The 16,546-nt window shown below is 63.9% G+C and carries 14 protein-coding genes and 1 tRNA gene; 9 read left to right on the forward strand and 6 right to left on the reverse strand.

Features of this window, described 5'->3' with window-relative positions; all coding sequences use genetic code 11:
- Positions 1–99: 99 nt before the first annotated feature.
- The gene (gene bluB / locus Har1131_RS12210; protein WP_014040001.1) at positions 100–771 is read right to left on the reverse strand and encodes a 5,6-dimethylbenzimidazole synthase; all 672 of its coding nucleotides are present in this window, start codon (positions 769–771) and stop codon (positions 100–102) included.
- Between the two features lie 169 nt (positions 772–940).
- On the opposite strand from bluB, the gene Har1131_RS12215 reads away from it, so the two are divergent.
- The gene (locus tag Har1131_RS12215; RefSeq protein ID WP_044952195.1) at positions 941–1,288 is read left to right on the forward strand and encodes a hypothetical protein; all 348 of its coding nucleotides are present in this window, start codon (positions 941–943) and stop codon (positions 1,286–1,288) included.
- On the opposite strand, the gene dinB is transcribed toward Har1131_RS12215, so the two are convergent.
- Positions 1,289–2,638, reverse strand: a complete 1,350-nt coding sequence (dinB, locus tag Har1131_RS12220; RefSeq protein ID WP_151146642.1) for a DNA polymerase IV — start codon at positions 2,636–2,638, stop codon at positions 1,289–1,291. It abuts the gene before it with no gap.
- Between the two features lie 394 nt (positions 2,639–3,032).
- Between dinB and Har1131_RS12225 the strand changes: the two genes are divergently transcribed.
- Entirely contained in the window at positions 3,033–3,347 is a 315-nt protein-coding gene (locus tag Har1131_RS12225) for a hypothetical protein (RefSeq protein ID WP_014039998.1), read from the forward strand.
- Positions 3,348–3,440: 93 nt separating this feature from the next.
- Here the strand turns inward: Har1131_RS12225 and Har1131_RS12230 are convergent.
- The 3 genes from Har1131_RS12230 to Har1131_RS12240 form a co-directional block, all read right to left on the reverse strand.
- Positions 3,441–3,511, reverse strand: a tRNA-Gly gene (locus Har1131_RS12230).
- Between the two features lie 201 nt (positions 3,512–3,712).
- On the reverse strand, positions 3,713–4,402 hold the full coding sequence (locus tag Har1131_RS12235) for a class I SAM-dependent methyltransferase (RefSeq protein WP_146417390.1): 690 nt from the start codon (positions 4,400–4,402) through the stop codon (positions 3,713–3,715).
- Between the two features lie 12 nt (positions 4,403–4,414).
- Positions 4,415–5,455, reverse strand: a complete 1,041-nt coding sequence (locus tag Har1131_RS12240; protein WP_151146645.1) for a tyrosine--tRNA ligase — start codon at positions 5,453–5,455, stop codon at positions 4,415–4,417.
- Positions 5,456–5,559: 104 nt separating this feature from the next.
- Between Har1131_RS12240 and Har1131_RS12245 the strand changes: the two genes are divergently transcribed.
- The 3 genes from Har1131_RS12245 to asd all read left to right on the forward strand — a co-directional run bounded on the left by Har1131_RS12245 (position 5,560) and on the right by asd (position 9,384).
- Positions 5,560–7,785: an AAA domain-containing protein gene (locus Har1131_RS12245; protein WP_050037805.1), complete on the forward strand. Its 2,226-nt coding sequence runs from the start codon at positions 5,560–5,562 to the stop codon at positions 7,783–7,785.
- Between the two features lie 58 nt (positions 7,786–7,843).
- On the forward strand, positions 7,844–8,278 hold the full coding sequence (locus Har1131_RS12250) for a hypothetical protein (RefSeq protein WP_050037804.1): 435 nt from the start codon (positions 7,844–7,846) through the stop codon (positions 8,276–8,278).
- 68 nt (positions 8,279–8,346) lie between these two features.
- On the forward strand, positions 8,347–9,384 hold the full coding sequence (gene asd, locus Har1131_RS12255) for an aspartate-semialdehyde dehydrogenase (protein ID WP_050037803.1): 1,038 nt from the start codon (positions 8,347–8,349) through the stop codon (positions 9,382–9,384).
- A 30-nt stretch (positions 9,385–9,414) separates the two neighbouring features.
- Here asd and Har1131_RS12260 read toward each other — a convergent pair whose 3' ends face one another.
- Positions 9,415–10,368, reverse strand: coding sequence for a D-2-hydroxyacid dehydrogenase (locus Har1131_RS12260; RefSeq protein ID WP_151146648.1), 954 nt, complete (start codon positions 10,366–10,368; stop codon positions 9,415–9,417).
- A gap of 216 nt (positions 10,369–10,584) precedes the next feature.
- On the opposite strand from Har1131_RS12260, the gene Har1131_RS12265 reads away from it, so the two are divergent.
- The 4 genes from Har1131_RS12265 (at position 10,585) to Har1131_RS12280 (ending at position 16,497) form a co-directional block, all read left to right on the forward strand.
- Positions 10,585–11,106 (forward strand): response regulator transcription factor, encoded by a 522-nt coding sequence (locus Har1131_RS12265; protein ID WP_023843195.1) that lies wholly within the window; start codon positions 10,585–10,587, stop codon positions 11,104–11,106.
- Between the two features lie 96 nt (positions 11,107–11,202).
- Positions 11,203–12,561, forward strand: a complete 1,359-nt coding sequence (locus Har1131_RS12270; protein ID WP_151146651.1) for an NAD(P)/FAD-dependent oxidoreductase — start codon at positions 11,203–11,205, stop codon at positions 12,559–12,561.
- Between the two features lie 663 nt (positions 12,562–13,224).
- Positions 13,225–14,391 (forward strand): TAXI family TRAP transporter solute-binding subunit, encoded by a 1,167-nt coding sequence (locus Har1131_RS12275; protein ID WP_146417397.1) that lies wholly within the window; start codon positions 13,225–13,227, stop codon positions 14,389–14,391.
- Positions 14,392–14,436: 45 nt separating this feature from the next.
- Positions 14,437–16,497: a TRAP transporter fused permease subunit gene (locus tag Har1131_RS12280; RefSeq protein WP_064288462.1), complete on the forward strand. Its 2,061-nt coding sequence runs from the start codon at positions 14,437–14,439 to the stop codon at positions 16,495–16,497.
- Positions 16,498–16,546: the final 49 nt, after the last annotated feature.

Genomic DNA, 16,546 nt, shown 5'->3' on the forward strand with positions numbered 1-16,546 from the left:
GTCTGGACGCAGCAAGCAGTTCGAAGCCAGTCCGAGGTTTCGCTCGCTCGGGCTTCAAATTCTCGTGTGCTACCGACGGGGCTTCGGTTACCGACGCCGCTATGACTTCGTTTCGGGCGTCCGACTGGGGTCCCACTCGTCGTAATGGACCAGTTCCGTTCTGTCGATGCGATTACGCCAGCCTTCCCGTTGCAGTACCGGTTCAGCAGGGAAGCCGTCTTCGGGGTAGCCGACACAGAGGTAGGCCACAGGCTGAACGTGGTGTGGAATGTTCAGCACCGCACGGAGTTCGTGGGGATACAGAAACGAGACCCAGCCGACACCGATGCCCTCGGCACGGGCAGCGAGCCAGAGGTTCTGTACGGCGAGACACGTCGAATAGACGTCCATTCGCCGCATCGTGTTCCGGCCGAGAACGTGTGGCGCAGCGCGAGTGGGGTCACAGGTAACACAGATATTCACCGGGGCATCGGTTATCCCCTCCAGTTTCAACTGGCCGAAATCCGATTTGCGCGGCTCCTCGTAGCCTTCGCGTGCGGCGGCTATCGCCCGTTCGGCAATCGCTGCGACCGCTGATTTCGTCTGCTCGTCCTCGATCACGACGAAATCCCACGGTTGCGAGAACCCGACGCTGGGCGCGTTGTGTGCAGCATCAAGGACCCGTGTCAGTACGTCCTCGGGAACGGAGTCCGCGGCAAATCGTCTAATGTCCCGTCGCGAGTAGATGGACTTGTAGACCGCCTCGCGGTCGCGTGGTCCGAACTCGACCATATCTTCCCTGACAAACGACAGTTGTAAACCGGTTGTGCTGACCGACAGTGTCCCGGGTACGACGGGATGCGAACGCGAAACGGACCGTGAGCGGTGCCAGTCAGCCCGAGACGGGGCAACGGCTATTGTGGTGCGACACCTTGACACACTCGTTCGGCTGGGGCTGTCCATGGACAGGTACGAGACGTTCGTCGAGGACGGAACGGTGTACGTCGGGAGTGACGACGGTCCACTCGAAGTGGCACCGCTCGAAGACATCGTCGCGGCTGCCGGCGGCCCGGCCTGGACGATCACCTACTCTGAGGCCGAGAAAGAGCGCTACGCCGGGATGGACACCAGCGACGAAGGACTGGTGGTCGACGTAGTCGATATGTTACACGCGATGACCCACAGCCAGCGGTTCGTCGACACGCTGGCCGCGCATCCGACAGCAGTCCCAGCAGACGACACTATTTCTCCGCGAGCCGGTCTGTTCGTCGGGAAATTGCTGGAGAATCTGGAACACGGTGTCGCCTAACTAGAAATCCGCGAGCGTGGTCTGGCCGGGCGGGAGTGAAATGTGAGTGTCAGCGGGGCCTCCATCTTCGTCCATCGTATCTCCGGCAGCCTCGCTCTCACCGAACGTTCCGAGACCGACCTGTCCTTCCTCGTCCTGTTCTTTAGCCGTCTCCGAGCTGTTGTCGGCGACGGAGCTATCGGTCGTCTCCTCGGTTCCGGAGCCACCGCCGAACCCGTCCAGATTGGCCTGCTCGCCGGCCGAGAAATCAAGGTTCGAGACGCGGACACCGACCTTCCGAACCGGGTCGTCGTCGAACTCGCCGAGCAGGTCGAGCGCGACGCGCCTGACAAGGTCGGGCTCCTCGACCGGGCCGGGGAGCGACCGGGCACGCGTGTTCACGTCGAACGGCGGCGTCACGACCTTGATGCCGATGGTCTGGTAGCGCGCGCCCTTTCGCTGTGCACGGTCGGCGACAGCGTCGGCGAGGGTGCGAACCTGCCGACACTTGGCCTCCATCTCGGCCGTCGCTTCGGTGAACGCGGACTCCCGCGAGAGGCTCTTGGGGTCGCCTTTCGGTGTCACCGACCGCTCGTCCTCGCCGCGGGCGTAGCGGCGTATCTCGCGGCCGCGCTCGCCGAAGCGCTCGGCAAGCAGTTCCGGGTCAGCGGCCGCCAGATCGCCCGCGGTTTCGATATCGAGCGAGGCGAGTTCCCTGGCGGTGACCGGGCCGACGCCGTGGACGTCCTCGACGGGGAGGTCATCGAAGAACTCTCGGACAGCCCCGGGTTCGACGACGATTAGGCCGTCCGGCTTGTCGCGGTCGCTGGCCACCTTCGCGGCGCTCATCGTCGGGGCAACGCCGACACTCGCGACCACGCCCACCGCGGACTCGATTGTGTCTTTCAGGTCCTGCGCCCACGACTCGACGGTCTCCCAGGAGACCTGTTCGGTCACATCCAGATACGCCTCGTCGATGCTCACCTCGCGGACGACGGCCGCTTCTGCATGGAGGATGTCCCGGACATCCGCGGCGACGGACTCGTAGAAGTCCATCTCGACCGGGCGGTAGAACCCAGCATCCTCGACATCGAGGGCCGGATCGTCGACAGCGTCGACCTTCCGTGGGAGCCGTTCCAGCGCCTCAGAGATCGCCATCGCCGACTCGACACCGTACGCCCGGGCCTCGTAGCTCGCTGTCGCGACGGCCCCGTGGGTCGCGCCGTTCTCGTAGCCCATCCCCACGACGAGCGGCTCGCCTCTGAGTGCCGGCTCCCGCCGCTGTTCGCAGGCGGCGTAGAAACAGTCCATGTCGACGTGCGCGACTATTTGCTCGGGTCCGCTGGTTCCAGGGAGCCGCGCGGCGTCCATATCCGACGCTACACGTACTGGCAGAAAACCCCACCGGCCCTCGCCGGCCCTATCAGGTCAACGTTTGGACTACTGTATCGAAACCACCTCGAAAAACGGGAGCAGGGAAAGTGGTGGGGGTGGGGGTGAGGTGTCAGCTGCTCCGTCTGCCGTTAGTTTCAAAGCGATACGTGGCCGGTGGAGTGGCCAGTCTCCACCGGCGATGATCGTCCGCCGATGCCAATCCCGGATGGTACGACGGTCGTTCCCGCCGGGAGCGTAGGAAGCTCCATGTTAACAAAAGTCATGATAATACTTCAATGTTGGCCGAAGTTATGTCTGCCTCACACTTTGAGGTCCCCCGGCCGCGCCCCGCTCGAAACGCTTTCAGTCCTCTCCCCACGACTGCGACGTAATGACCGAACTGACTGACTCACTGCCGGACAGACCGCTCTCGACGAGCGAAATCTCTGCCCTCGAAGCCCAGCACGACGACTACGGGTTCGCGCCAGTCGGGTTCTTCCCCGACCTCGACGTGGTGGCCGCGTTCGTCGTCATCATCGACGGCGACCGCGGCTACAGCCTCGGCTACGACCGCGACGGCGACGGCTGGGTCGTCGTCGAGTCCTTCGAGGACGGCGAGGACTTCGCCGGCGTCACCGACCGCCTGCAGGAATGGATGGGCGACGACTGGCAAGAGTTCGAGCAGGCTGCGGTCGAACCGGAGTGACGGCGTCAGTTGGCTTCAGAGGCGGCTGAGAGACCTCGGCGACGTCCAAAACGTCTGATAACGCCTCGGCTGGTCGTTTTTGTTGCTGTAGAATGCGGCGACCGGGATTTGAACCCGGGCCATGAGCTTGGAAGGCTCAGGTCCTACCACTAGACCACCGCCGCGCATCGCTTCGCGTCTTCGCGGCGTGCCTCGCGATTCCGCTGGAATCGCTCGCCACCGTCGCGCTCTCACTGCGTTCGCGCGCGGCGTCGTTCGCAAATCCGTTGGATTTGCTCACCACCGCCACTCACTCGTGCGGACACAGACCAGATGGACTGTGTTTCGCCCGAGTGCGAACGTACACATCCATAGATGGAAGGCAATTAAGTGCGTTTCCCTTCTGGCTCGACGACCCCGTAACAGTTGCCGCTTGACAGCTCCATCGAGACGAGCCGGAGGTCGCTGTCGGCGACATCGCGCTCGAACTCGGCCGGCGCGTAGATGTGGTAGAACCGCGGGACCGTCTCGCCGCCGGGGAGCGTCCAGTCGACGGTCGTGTCAAAGCCCTCGTCCGCGTCGGGGTCGGCGTCGAAGCGGTCGTGGGCCGTGCTCCACGCGCTGACGAGCGCCCGAGCGCCCGGCGCGAGGACGCGGGCCAGTTCGTCCAGACTGGCGCGACGGGCGGCCTGTGACGGGAGGTGATGCAGCGTCGCGACGTACACCGCGAGGTCAACGGACCCGGCTGTGAGCGGGAGCCGGGTCGCATCGCCCTGCAGCAGCGCAACGCTGTCGCCGACGCGGTCGGTCGCCGCCCGCAGGAGCGCGCGGCTGGCGTCGAGGCCGACGACGCGGTCAGCGACCCCAGCGAGCAGTTCCGCGTGGCGGCCGTTGCCGCAGCCGACATCGAGCGCCGTCCCGACACTGCTGGACTCGTCGACGAACGATTCGACCTCCGGCCAGGCGTACTCGCGGGTCTTCGAGAAGTGATCGCCGATGTCCTCGTACGTCCGGCGGACGGCGGCCCGCGATGGCTCCCCGTCAGCATCGCCGGCAGCAGTGTCACGAGACGGCATCGGTCGACCGCGTTACTCCGCGCCGTACTTTTCGGGGTAGGCCTCGGCGAGTAGCTCGTCCTCGTCGGCCAGTCGCTCCCGAACCGGGTCGATAACGTCCGAGATCGCGCTGGCGGCCGACGGCTTCAGGTCGGCGGGGTGGAGTTCGCCGCTGACGAAGTCCGATTCGACCTCGTCGTAGCTCTCGTAGGTCAGGTCGCCGCCGTACTCCTCCGGGCGCTCGACGACGAACGAATCGCCGCGAACGTCCAGCACCGGAAAGACGAGGTGCTGGAGGTACTCCAGCACGCCGTTCTCCTCGACCTCGCCGGCTGGGCAGTACGCCTGATTGATTTTCTCGTCGACCTCATCGGGGCTGTCGGTGAGGTTGACCTTCGACGCTTCGTCCGAGGCGCTCATCTTGCCGCCGGACAGGCCCGACAGCAGCGGCGCGAACAGACAGATCGGCGACTCGCCGCCGTGGTCCGGGAGGATTTCGCGCGAGAGCATGTAGATGCCGCGCTGGTCGACACCGCCGTAAGCGATGTCGGCATCGAGTGCCTTCACGTCGAGCGTCTGCATCAGCGGGTAGATGAGTCCGCCGAGGTTCGGGCTGTCGGACTCGCGGACGACCTCGCTGGCCGCGCGCTGGGTCCGCGAAATGGTCGTCTCGGCAGCCATCCGGTACATCTCGAGCGTGTACTCCTCGTCGAGCTGGAAGTCGGTCCCGCGGACGAAGGTCACGTCTTCGGGGTCCGCGCCGGCTGCTTCAATCATGCCCTCGATGGCCGTCTCGTAGTAGGCCGAGCGGGCGTCAAGTAGGTCGAACGGCGATTTGTTGTCGTCAAGATGGGCGTGCAGGTCCGCGATGAGGACCGTCACGTCGACGCCGGCCCGCAGGAAGTCCGCGAGCTTTCGCATCGTCGTGAAGTGGCCGATGTGCATCTCGCCGGTCGGCGCGTAGCCGATGTACGCCGACGGGTCGCTCTCCTCGAACAGCGTTCGCAGTTCGTCCTCGGTGACGACCTCTGTGGTGTGTTGCGTCACCAGATCGAGTCGCTCGGCGGTATCCATACCGATGTGTGGCCGGTCCGGCGATTAAAACGTTCCTGTCCGGTGTGACGGGCTGTCGAGGTGGGCCGTACTGTTTTACGACAGCGGGGCACAATCGGGGGTAGATGTCGCTCCTGTTCGACCACGTCATCGGGTCCTTCGACCTCGACGACGCCACGCTGTGTGTCCCCGATGACGACGCCCTCGACGACCGCGGCGATGTCATCCCCGCACGGCCCGTCGCCGAGTTCGCGAGCCACCACGACGGACTCGCCCACCCCGAGGAGGACTGGGTGTGCATCCCGCTGCACGAACCGGGTTCGGCGCGGCTCACCGGCGAGTTCGTCGCCTTCACCGACCACTCCCTTCACGGCGGAATATTCGTTTTCGAGCGCGACGGCGAACGTGACTTCGTCGACGCGGACGACTTCGGGGCCACGGGACTCGCCGACCGGATCCGCTTCTGGCACTCCGACTACGTCCCGGAGACGTACCCGCCCTCCTACGACTCACCGATAGACGACAGCGAACCGCCGCGGAATCCAATCCCGCAGGGGGAGCTGATTGACGGTTTGCGTACACACGTCGAGCACGAGCGTGCAGCGACCCGCCAACAGAACCGCGAACAGGCCGAACGGCGTTCACCTGACGAGGTGTACGAGGCTGGTGGCGATGCGGTTCCAGAACTCCGAGCACTGGGTCGAGACGACGGGAATTACCAGTTCCGCGTCGACCCGCCCGCTGACGTCGCCGCCAGACAGGACGGCGACTGGGCCTTCGTCGTGGAATCCGTCTTCGGCATCCACCAGGGAAACGAGGTGCTAGTCCACGACGTGGACGGGTCCCGAGCGGACGGGCCGTTTCCGGTCGCGGCGACGGTCGAGCGCATCCGCGGCCGGTCGGTCTGGCTCACCGTGAACTGGGCCGAAGTCGACGGTGCACCGACGCTCGAAAGCGCGCTCACCGACGGTGACGCCACCTACGGGCTCACAGCATTGCTCAACCCCGTTCCGTTCGACCGCGAACGGGAGGCGATTGACTCGCTGGCCGACCACCGCTTCCGGGACGTGCTCGCCGGCGACCGGCCGATAACTTTCTCGAACGGGGCGGCCGCCCGGAGCGAGCAGTTCGACGCGGAACTGAATCAGGAGCAGCAACTGGCCGTCGAGCACGCGCTCCTTGCCGACGACCTGTTCTGTATTCACGGCCCGCCGGGGACCGGAAAGACGCGGACGCTGGTCGAAATCGTCCGACGGGCCGCACAGGCTGGTGAGGACGTGCTAGTGTGTGCCGACTCGAACCAGGCCGTCGACAACCTCGTGGCGGGGTCGTCGACGGACGACACGGCGGACCCGCAGTCGCTGCACGCGTACGGCCAGCACGGCGACGGCGACTACACCCTCGACCGCGTGAACGCGGGCCAGTCGTCGAACGGCGTCGTCCGGCGGGCCTACGGCGACGTACCCGGGCGGGCCGACGTGGTAGCGGTGACGAACAACAGCGCCGCCACGCTCTCCCGGGAGTTCGATCTGGTCGTGCTCGACGAGGCGACGCAGTCGACCTGTGCGGCGTCGTGTATCCCGCTGGTCCGGGCCGACCGCGCCGTGCTCGCCGGCGACCACCGACAGCTCCCGCCCTACAGCGCGAGCGACGAACCTCCGGCGTCGAGCTACGGCCACTCGCTGTTCGAGCATCTCTACGCTGACGGCGGCGTCTACGATGGTGTCGGCCTCCAGCTCCAGACCCAGTACCGGATGCACCGGGACATCGCGTACTTCCCGAACCGGCGGTTCTACGACCGAACGCTGCGGAACGGGCGGGCCGTCGACCCGCTTCCCGACCGGCCAGCGATAGAGGGGTACAACGTCGGCGGGCGGGTCGAGACCGTCGGGCACTCCAAGTCCAATCCCACCGAAGCCCGCCTCGTCGCGCATCTCGTTGAGGACCTGCTGTCGGACGTGCCGGCCAACGAAATCGGCGTCATCACACCGTACAGCGCACAAGTGTCTCGCATTCGTGAAACACTCACGGAGCGTACTGACGATGCGGACAGCGTCACCGTCGACACCATCGACTCGTTTCAGGGCGGCGAACGGACGGCCATCGTGCTGTCGCTCGTCCGGAGCAACGCCGACGGAAATGTCGGCTTCCTCGGGCGGCCGGTCGACGGGCCGCGGCGGCTGAACGTCGCGCTCACGCGAGCGAAGCGCTACTGCGCCGTCGTCGCCGACTGGCACACACTCCGTTACGACGCCGACGGGAAGTGTACGGACCTCTACAGCGACTTCTACCAGTTCGTCTCGAACACCGACCGCCTGAACGACGTGGACCCTGAATTCATTCCGGTGTAGCCGGCCAGCGACCGCCCGACTGCGATGGGTCCAAATACGTCCGACACAACTGTCTCACATGTACACGGGGAAAACGGAGAAGGCCTGCTGTCTGTGCGGGAATCCCGACACGAAGACCCGTCTGGACCTGCCGCCGCGGGCGGTCCCACTGCTCAAGCACGCCGACCCCATCGCCTGGCAGGACATCGTCGGCGAGGTGTCCATCTACTTCTGTGACTCCGATTGGGAGACGGTACGTGACCTCGTGTTAGAGACCGGGATGAGCCCGCTGTCCCGGTGTAACGCCGCTCGCGCTTCCTTCGACCTCCGGGAAGACTTCGAAGCGCTGCTGAACGACATCCGGGACGAGCCGGACCACACGGAGATCGAATCGGAGATGCGCGCCGAAGCCGAGGAGACGCTGGCGAACCGCGACGACCCCTACGTCGAAGAGCGGGACCTCGTGGAGGCTCGCGTCATCGAGTGGGTCTTCGAGGACACCGAGGGTGAGTAATCCTACGAAGGCAGCGGTATCGCTCCGTATCCAAACTGTTTTGACCACCCACAGCCGTGTGTCAAGCGATGACTGTACGCGTAGGTGTGCTCGGTGCGACTGGCGCAGTCGGGCAGCGACTGATCCAACTGCTCGACCCCCACTCCGAGTTCGAGATTGCAGCACTGACGGCCAGCGACGCAAGCGTTGGCGAGACATACAAGGACGCCGCCAAGTGGCGCGTCGACTCCCCGATTCCCGAGGACGTGGCCGGGTTAGAGGTCCGCGCCACCGACCCGGATTCGGTACCCGACGACGTCGACCTCATCTTCTCCTCGCTCCCGTCGAGCGTCGGCGCGGAGGTCGAACCGGAGTTCTGCGAGGCCGGCTACACTGTCTCCTCGAACTCCTCGAACGGCCGGATGGACGAGGACGTGCCGCTCATCATCCCCGAGGTCAACGCCGACCACGTCGACCTCCTCGAAGTCCAGCGCGACGAACGTGGCTGGGACGGCGCGCTCCTGAAGAACCCGAACTGCTCGACGATTACGATGGTCCCGCCGCTGGCCACCCTCGACCGAGAGTTCGACCTGACCGACGTACGTGTCTCGACGCTTCAGGCCGTCTCCGGCGCGGGCTACTCCGGCGTCTCGTCGATGGAGATCATCGACAACGCCATCCCGCACATCGGCGGCGAAGAGCAGAAGATGGAGACCGAATCGCGCAAGCTCCTGGGTTCGTTCGACGGCGCGGAGGTCCACCGCAACGAGATGGACGTGGCCGCCTCCTGTAACCGCATCCCGACGCTCGACGGCCACCTCGAAAACGTCTGGGCCGACACCGCGGAGGACATCTCCACGGCCGACGCCGAGGCCGCGATGGAGTCGGCTACCGGTATCGACCTGCCGTCCTCGCCGGAGAAACTCATCACGGTGTTCGAGGAACCGGACCGCCCACAGCCCCGCCTTGACCGCAACGTTGAGGACGGCATGGGCGTCGCAGTCGGTGGGTTCCGCGAGACGACCGACGGCGTCCAGTTCAACTGCCTCGCGCACAACACGATGCGCGGTGCTGCCGGTGCGAGCGTGCTGAACGGCGAACTGCTGAACAAGCGCGGCTATCTGTAAGGGCTATCGCGTTCGGTTCAGCGATAGCCCTCACAGCGCAATCTGGTTCCTGAGTCCGTCCCACTCGCCGGTTCGCTCTGCCCGCTGGACGTTCTCGGCGACGATATCGGCCAGCCGCTCGTAGTAGCTCGGCGTGTGGCCGGCGTTATGTGGCGTGATGAGGACGTTCTCGAAGTCCCACAGCGGATGGCCGCTGGGCAGCGGTTCGGGGTCGGTCACGTCCAGTGCCGCGCCGCCGATGTGGTTGCGCTGGAGCGCAGTAACCAGCGCATCGGTGTCGACGACCGGGCCGCGGGCGACGTTGGTGAGCACCGCGCTGGGAGGCATCGTCTCGAACACCTCCTCGTCGATGAGGTGGCGCGTCTCGTCGGTGAGTGGGCAGGCGAGTCCGATGTACTCCGTGTCAGTGACCGCCTCGTGAATCTCGTCGAAGCCGTACACCTCGTCGGTCGGGCCGCCCTTTTCCGGCGAGTAGCGGACGCCGACGGTCTCCACGTCGAACCCCTGCACACGGTCGACGATGGCCTCGCCGATTTCTCCCAGCCCGACGACACAGACCCGGCTACCGGCGAAGTCGTCGGTGTGAAACGACTGCCAGACGTGGTCGCGCTGGTGGCGGCGGGCGGTGAAAAAGCCCCTAGCGAAGGCGAGCCACGACCCGACGACGTTCTCAGCGACGTTCGGACCGTGGACGCCGGAGGCCGTGGTAAGCGCGATGTCGCGGTCGGCCAGTTCCGAGAGCGGGAGGTGGTCGTATCCAGCGTATGTCCCTGCAAACAGCTTCAGCGAGTCGGCAGTATCGACCAGGTCCGGCGAGACATCGTTGCCGGTCAGAACCGTTGCGTTCGCAATCAGGTCGCGCTCGGCTTCGGGCGTCTCCGCGATGGCGATGTCCCACTCCGGCAGTCGCTCCCGGAGCGCTGCCGCGTACTGGTCGACCGGCATTCCGTGAACGTCGTATCGGCTCACGACGATGTCGGCCATTGAACCCCTCCTGTGACGTGCGGAGTCATACCGGCTGTTCCACGCGGGGGCCTCAAAACGGTGCCGGCAGTCTGGTGACCGCGCGCCGGAAGTATTATTAGAATTTTTGTATTTAGAGAACGGAGGAATTACCAGTCTAGATTAGTAAAATTTGTACTAATAGTATACCGATATCTTAGCATATTTGTAGGATGACCAACGTAGAACTTCGAAGGAATGGGGAGACCGACGAGCGTTGCGGTGATCGATGACGATACGGACTATAGACAGCTCTACAAACTTTGGCTTCCGGAAGAATACGAGGTTATAGAGGCCGGTGACGGCCGTACAGGGTTACAGCGGATTGACGACTCAATCGATGCGGTACTGCTGGACCGGCAGATGCCGAAACTGAGCGGCGAAACGGTCGCCGAAAAGCTCCGACAGCGGTCAGTTACCCCTGCGGTCGTAATGATCAGTAGCGTCAAGCCGGACGTGGATATTCTGGACATTCCCGTCGATTCGTATCTCAGAAAGCCTGCCGACCGGGATACCCTGGTGTCGGTACTCTCGGCAGTTCAGCGCCGGTGCGAATACGAGACGGAGCGTCGGGAACTCCTGGGACTTGCCGACCGACGAGACACAGTCGCTGACGCTGTCCGAGCGACAGCGCTCGCGGAGAGCGACGCGTACAAGCGGGCCGTCGAACGGCTGGAACAACACGACGTGTCACTCGCCGACGCAGCGTCCGAACCGTAGCGCGCAGTGCATTCCAGTTCAGACACAGAGGGTCGTCAGACCGCGGATTCGATGCAAGACAATAGGTTTTAGCGGGCGCGGGACACCGTAGCGGGTATGGAACACGTAGACGTCGCCATTGTGGGTGGTGGCCCGGCCGGGTCGTCGGCGGCCGAGGCTGCAGCCGACCACGGGGCCGACGCCGTCCTTCTCGAAAAGGGGGTCCCCAGAGCCGACCGCGAGGGGGCGGGGCCGGACTCGACGGACGCCGCCGGGCTGCTCGATTACTGGTTCGACATCATGGACATTCCACGGTCGGAGTTCCCCGAGGATGTTGTGCTGAGCGAACTCGACGGGGCGAAGTTCTACGGCCCCTCGACGGAGATGACGCTCACAGAGACCGGTATCAGTTCCAGCGCCGACGGCTTCGGCATCACGTTCCACCGGGCGCGGTTCGACGACTGGCTCCGCGAACGGGCGACGGAAGCGGGCGCGGACTACCGCGTCGGCGTCAGCGTCACCGGCGTCGAGACCGACCTGAGGAGTTCGCCACGACACACCGTTCGGCTGGCCAACGGTGAAGATATCGCCGCTGAGTACGTGATCCTCGCGGATGGCCCACAGCGGACCGTCACTGGCGGGACGCTCGACCAGTTCCTCCCGGCCGGACAGACGATGGCCGACATCATGCCCTCGAACAAGGCCAACCACATCGCCTATCAGGAGCACCGACGGATGCCCGAGGAACTGTTCACGCCGGAGTTCATCGAGTTCTGGTGGGGCATCATGCCCGGCCACACGGCGTATCCGTGGATTTTCCCGAACGACGCCCCCGTCGCCCGCATCGGCCTCACGATGCCCATCGGGTTGGACATCGACGCCTACGACCGCAGCGAGTGGGACCTGCTCAGAGAGAGCGACGAGAGCATCCCGCAGGGCCGGCAGTACATCGAGCGACTGCTCGAACAGGAGTTCCAGGCGTACGATCTCGAGGACTTCCCGCTCGTCGAGGACCGCGGGAAATCGAAAGGGACGGAGACGTACCCGATCTCCTCGACCCGACCGATAGAGTCCCCGGTGGGTGCCGGCATCGCTGTGGCCGGCGGGGCAATGGGGACCACCTCGGCGTTCCACGAGGGCGGCGACCACGTCGCCGTTCGCACCGGGAAGATAGCCGGTCGCCTCGCCGCGAACGACCGCCTCGAACGGTACAACGACGCCTGGCACGACGCCATCGGCGACGAAATCCTCCGGAACGTTACCTTCGCGGACATGGTCCGGGACTGGCGGCCCGGCGACTGGGACCGGGCCTTTACCACCGCCAACGACCTGATGGACGCCCGTGGCATCAAGGCCGACGCGGCGCTCCGTGGCGGCCTCAACGGCATTAAGATGGTCCTCGGGTACAAGTGGGGGAAGTTCTCCTACCGCAACGGCAAGTACGTCCAACTGCGCGAGGACGACTACGCCGTCTGAACGTCACCCTTAGGTGTGCGACCGGCGAACTGCTAGTGCGTGCCTTCAATCCCCGGCTGAGACCCGTCACCGGGACGATGACGACCCGGAGAACCCGGGCACGCGACATGACCGCGGTTCATACCGCACTTGGTCGTCTATCGACGACCCGCCAGACGGTTGCACCGTCTGGGCGTTCGGTGATTACGCCATAATCACCCGCGCTCGCGGCTGACGCCGCTCGCGCAATCGGTCGCCGTATCCGGCGACCCGCCCGGCACGAGGGTTTGCCGGCTGACGTGGCACACCGCCGAGGATGATGCCGGACGTTAGTGTTCCGGGCGTACATTTCGAGTCTACTAGTGGCAATATTTGACATGATACGGACAGAGCCACAGTGGCTCTGCTGTGTCACTGAGACGAATTTCTCCGTGATGGTACCCTGTTAGCCGGATCTTCGGGAACCGTTGATAGTGGTATTCCCAACAGTAGGGCTGTCGAGTTGAGTCACATCTCTCAGATTTTCACAGTCTCGATAATGCGGCTGAGTGGCCACTATTGCCCGAGATTTGAAAATTTGCTCGGGGTGCGTTGTCTGTTTCCGCAGCCGATGTCTGTATGATAAAGATATTTGCAGTAACATTTAAATATAGATTGGTTGACAGCATAGTTGTAGCTTAGATAATGTTCAGAAACGATCAGGATGGTTCGATTTCCGAGCGGCGTAGCTTCTTGAAAACGGTCAGTGCCGCTGGCCTCGCATGTCTCGCTGGCTGTAGTGGAGACGGCGGTAGCGGCGCTGGTGGTGACGGGGATAGTGGCAGCGACGGCAGTGGCAGCGACGGCAGTGGTGGAGACAGCGGCGGCAGCGACGGCAGTGGCGGCAGTACAAATTGGACAGTTGGAACGTCAGGGCCGGAGACGGCGACTCACGCGTCGGGGGTAGCGATGGCACAGCTGCTCTCGGAAAAGTCCGACGACATCAGCATGAGCGCCCAGACGACCGGCGGGACCGCCGCAAACCCTCGGTTGATCGCTCAGGGAGACATCGATATCGCCCAGAGTACCGACTGGGCAGTCGCGCGCTCAAACAGCGGCGGAGACCCGTACGGGGAACCGGTCGGGAAGACGATGACGCAGGTGTTACCGTTCATGACTCTGGAGTACTACCTCGTCAGGCGGACTGACGATGCACTCGAAGGCATCGAGTCGGTGTCGGACATTCCCCAAGACGGGTCGGTCTCGATGGCGTTCGGTCAGCGCGGCGGGACGAACTACTTCGCGGGCCTTGACGGGTTCCGACTGTCCGGGATCGACAACGTCGAGGACAAGTACGACCTCCAGTCGATGAGCTGGGGAGACCAGGGGGCACAGTTCGCTGACGGCCGTCTCGATATGATGATGGTCTACGGAGTCAGCCGTGAAGTACTGACCGGGTGGGCGCAGGAGGCCGGCGCACAGGCCGACGTCGCGGTCGTCAACTGGGAGTTCGACGAGTCAGATTTAGCCAACTCCGATCTGCCCTACACGTACATCGAAACGCCGGCCGGCCTCTGGGACGGGCAGGACATTCGAATGGACTCCATTCCGGCAGTTGGCGTCGGCTATGAAACTATCTTCCCGGCCGAGGTATCTGAGGAGTTGGGCTATGAGTTCGTCCGTACCGTCATGGAGGACATCGACGCGGTCCGTGAGGCGAGTTCAGTGCTCTCTCGCGCCGGTCCGGACTTCGCGCAGGAATTCTTACTCCCCTCGCCGAACGCACCCGTCCATCCCGGCGCTGAGAAGTATTACAAGGAGCAGGACCTCTGGAAGGACGGACTGACCACACTTGAGGAGTATGAGGGGTAACGCGAGCGACCCGTCTCTCGTCCGCCCACCCCATCAACGCCAGCCATGACGGGGGAACACACAACCGGGAGCTGGGTCGACCCGTCCCGGGTACGCATGGCCAAGTACGGGTTCCTGATAGCCTTGGGAGTCGCCTCGACGGTCTATCACCTCTGGTTCACCCAGCTGTTCCCGTTCGAACAGGACCAACACAAGATCGCCCACCTCGGATTCATGCTCGTCGGGGCGGCTGTCCTCGCGTATACCCCCGAACCCGAGACGCGCCGGGAGCGGTTCGGAAACTACGCGACGCTATTTGAGGCCGCTCTCTCGGCCGTCGTCGCCGTCTACCTCTTTACGGCCTTCAACCGCATCGTCTACGAGCAACTCGGGATATACACCGACCTCGACTTGTTCATGGGGCTGTTGATCATCCTGCTGTTGTTGGATGTCTGCAGGCGGGTTTACGGTCCGATGCTGTCGCTGGTCGGCGTAGCTGGCCTTGTCTATGCGCTGTATGGCCCGTATTTCCCGGGTATTTTGAACCACAATGGAGTTCAGGCCGAACGACTGGTGCAGGGTCTGACAGTTGAGTTCGGCAGCGGCGTCTTCGGCGTCATTGTCGAGGTTTCGGGGACGTTTATTATTATCTTCATGATCCTCGCGGGGCTGTTGGAAGCGTACGGCGCGCTGGAGTATTTCGTCCAGGTCGGAACGCTGATCGGCAAACGGGTCCGGTCCGGATTGGCGCAGATGACGACGGTCGCGAGCATGGGTATGGGGTCGGTCAACGGCAGCGCGGCCGCCAACGCGGCGACGACGGGCGCGTTTACCATCCCGTTGCTCAAGCGTCACGGGCTCGATAGAGATACCGCAGCGGCCTACGAGGCGGTGGCCTCCAGCGGCGGCCAGATTATGCCACCGATCATGGGTGCAGCGGCATTCATAATGGCCGAGATCACCGGGACGAGCTACCTGAAGATTATCGTCGTCGGATTCCTGCCGGCACTCCTGTTCTACGGAACGGTCGCTATCGGTGTTCATCTGACAACCGTCAAAGAAGGGCTCACGAGCGAGATTGACGAGGAAGAACTGACCGACGTAGAGACGGTCGACAGGGATCGGAAAAACGCACTCGATAGGATCTTCGGCCGAACGACAACCGCTGTTTCCTTCGGCCAGATATCGGTTCGTAACCTGCTCGTCGAGGGGCTCGCGCTGTGGGTTCCGCTGGCCGTTCTCCTGTACGCACTGGTCGTTCTCCTGTACGATCCGCTGTACGCAGGGTTCCTCTCGATAATGTCCGCGTTCCCGGCCGCGTTCGTCCAGGGGATCTTTTTTCGCGATGGCTACGGAATCCGCGACTTCCTCGTGGACACTATGGACGGCCTGGGCCGCGGGATGGAAAACGCAGCCCCGATTGCGGTGTCACTGGGCGTCATGAACATCTTCGTCGGTGTATTGAACCTCACCGGATTCACGCAGGTGTTCGCTTCCAGCCTCGTTGAACTCTCGGGAGGCGTGCTTGCGCTGTTGCTCATGTTCGCGATGGTTGCCGCGCTTCTCTTTGGTCTCGGGATGCCAACCGTCGCAGCCTACATCACGGCCGTGCTACTGATCGCACCAGCACTGACCGAGGCCGGTATCGATCTACTCGCTGCGCACTTTTTCGTGTTCTACTTCGCGATTCTCTCGGCGCTGACGCCGCCGGTTGCCATCGCCTGCCTCGTCACGGCAAGGGTCGCAGGCGGGAACTTCTGGCGGACCGCCGGAAAGTCGCTCGTGCTCGGGGCGCCGCTGTTTGTTCTCCCGTACGTCTTCGTCGTCAACGACAGTCTGTTGTTCTGGTCAGTTCCCGCGACACCGATTACGTTCGTCGTCGTGGGAATCGGTCTCGTCGCCGCCGTGGCAGCCATTGTCAACTACTTCTCTGGCCAACTCAGGATTCCGAGTCGCGCCGGGCTACTGGTGGCTGCGGGAGCAGCGATGTTCGCTCCGCTGGCGCCGATGACCGCTGCCGTACAGACCGTCGCAACACTCACCATCTTCGCGTTGCTGTACATGGAGGTGAGATACGATTCCGGATCCGAAACCGGACAGTCCGAACAGGCCTCAGTCGACGACTGACCTGCCCGCCATAGGTCAGGTCTTAGGTCAGCCCGAGACGCTGACCGAC

This window comes from Haloarcula sp. CBA1131, assembly GCF_008728975.1.
In the GTDB taxonomy this organism is placed as follows: Archaea; Halobacteriota; Halobacteria; order Halobacteriales; family Haloarculaceae; genus Haloarcula; species Haloarcula hispanica.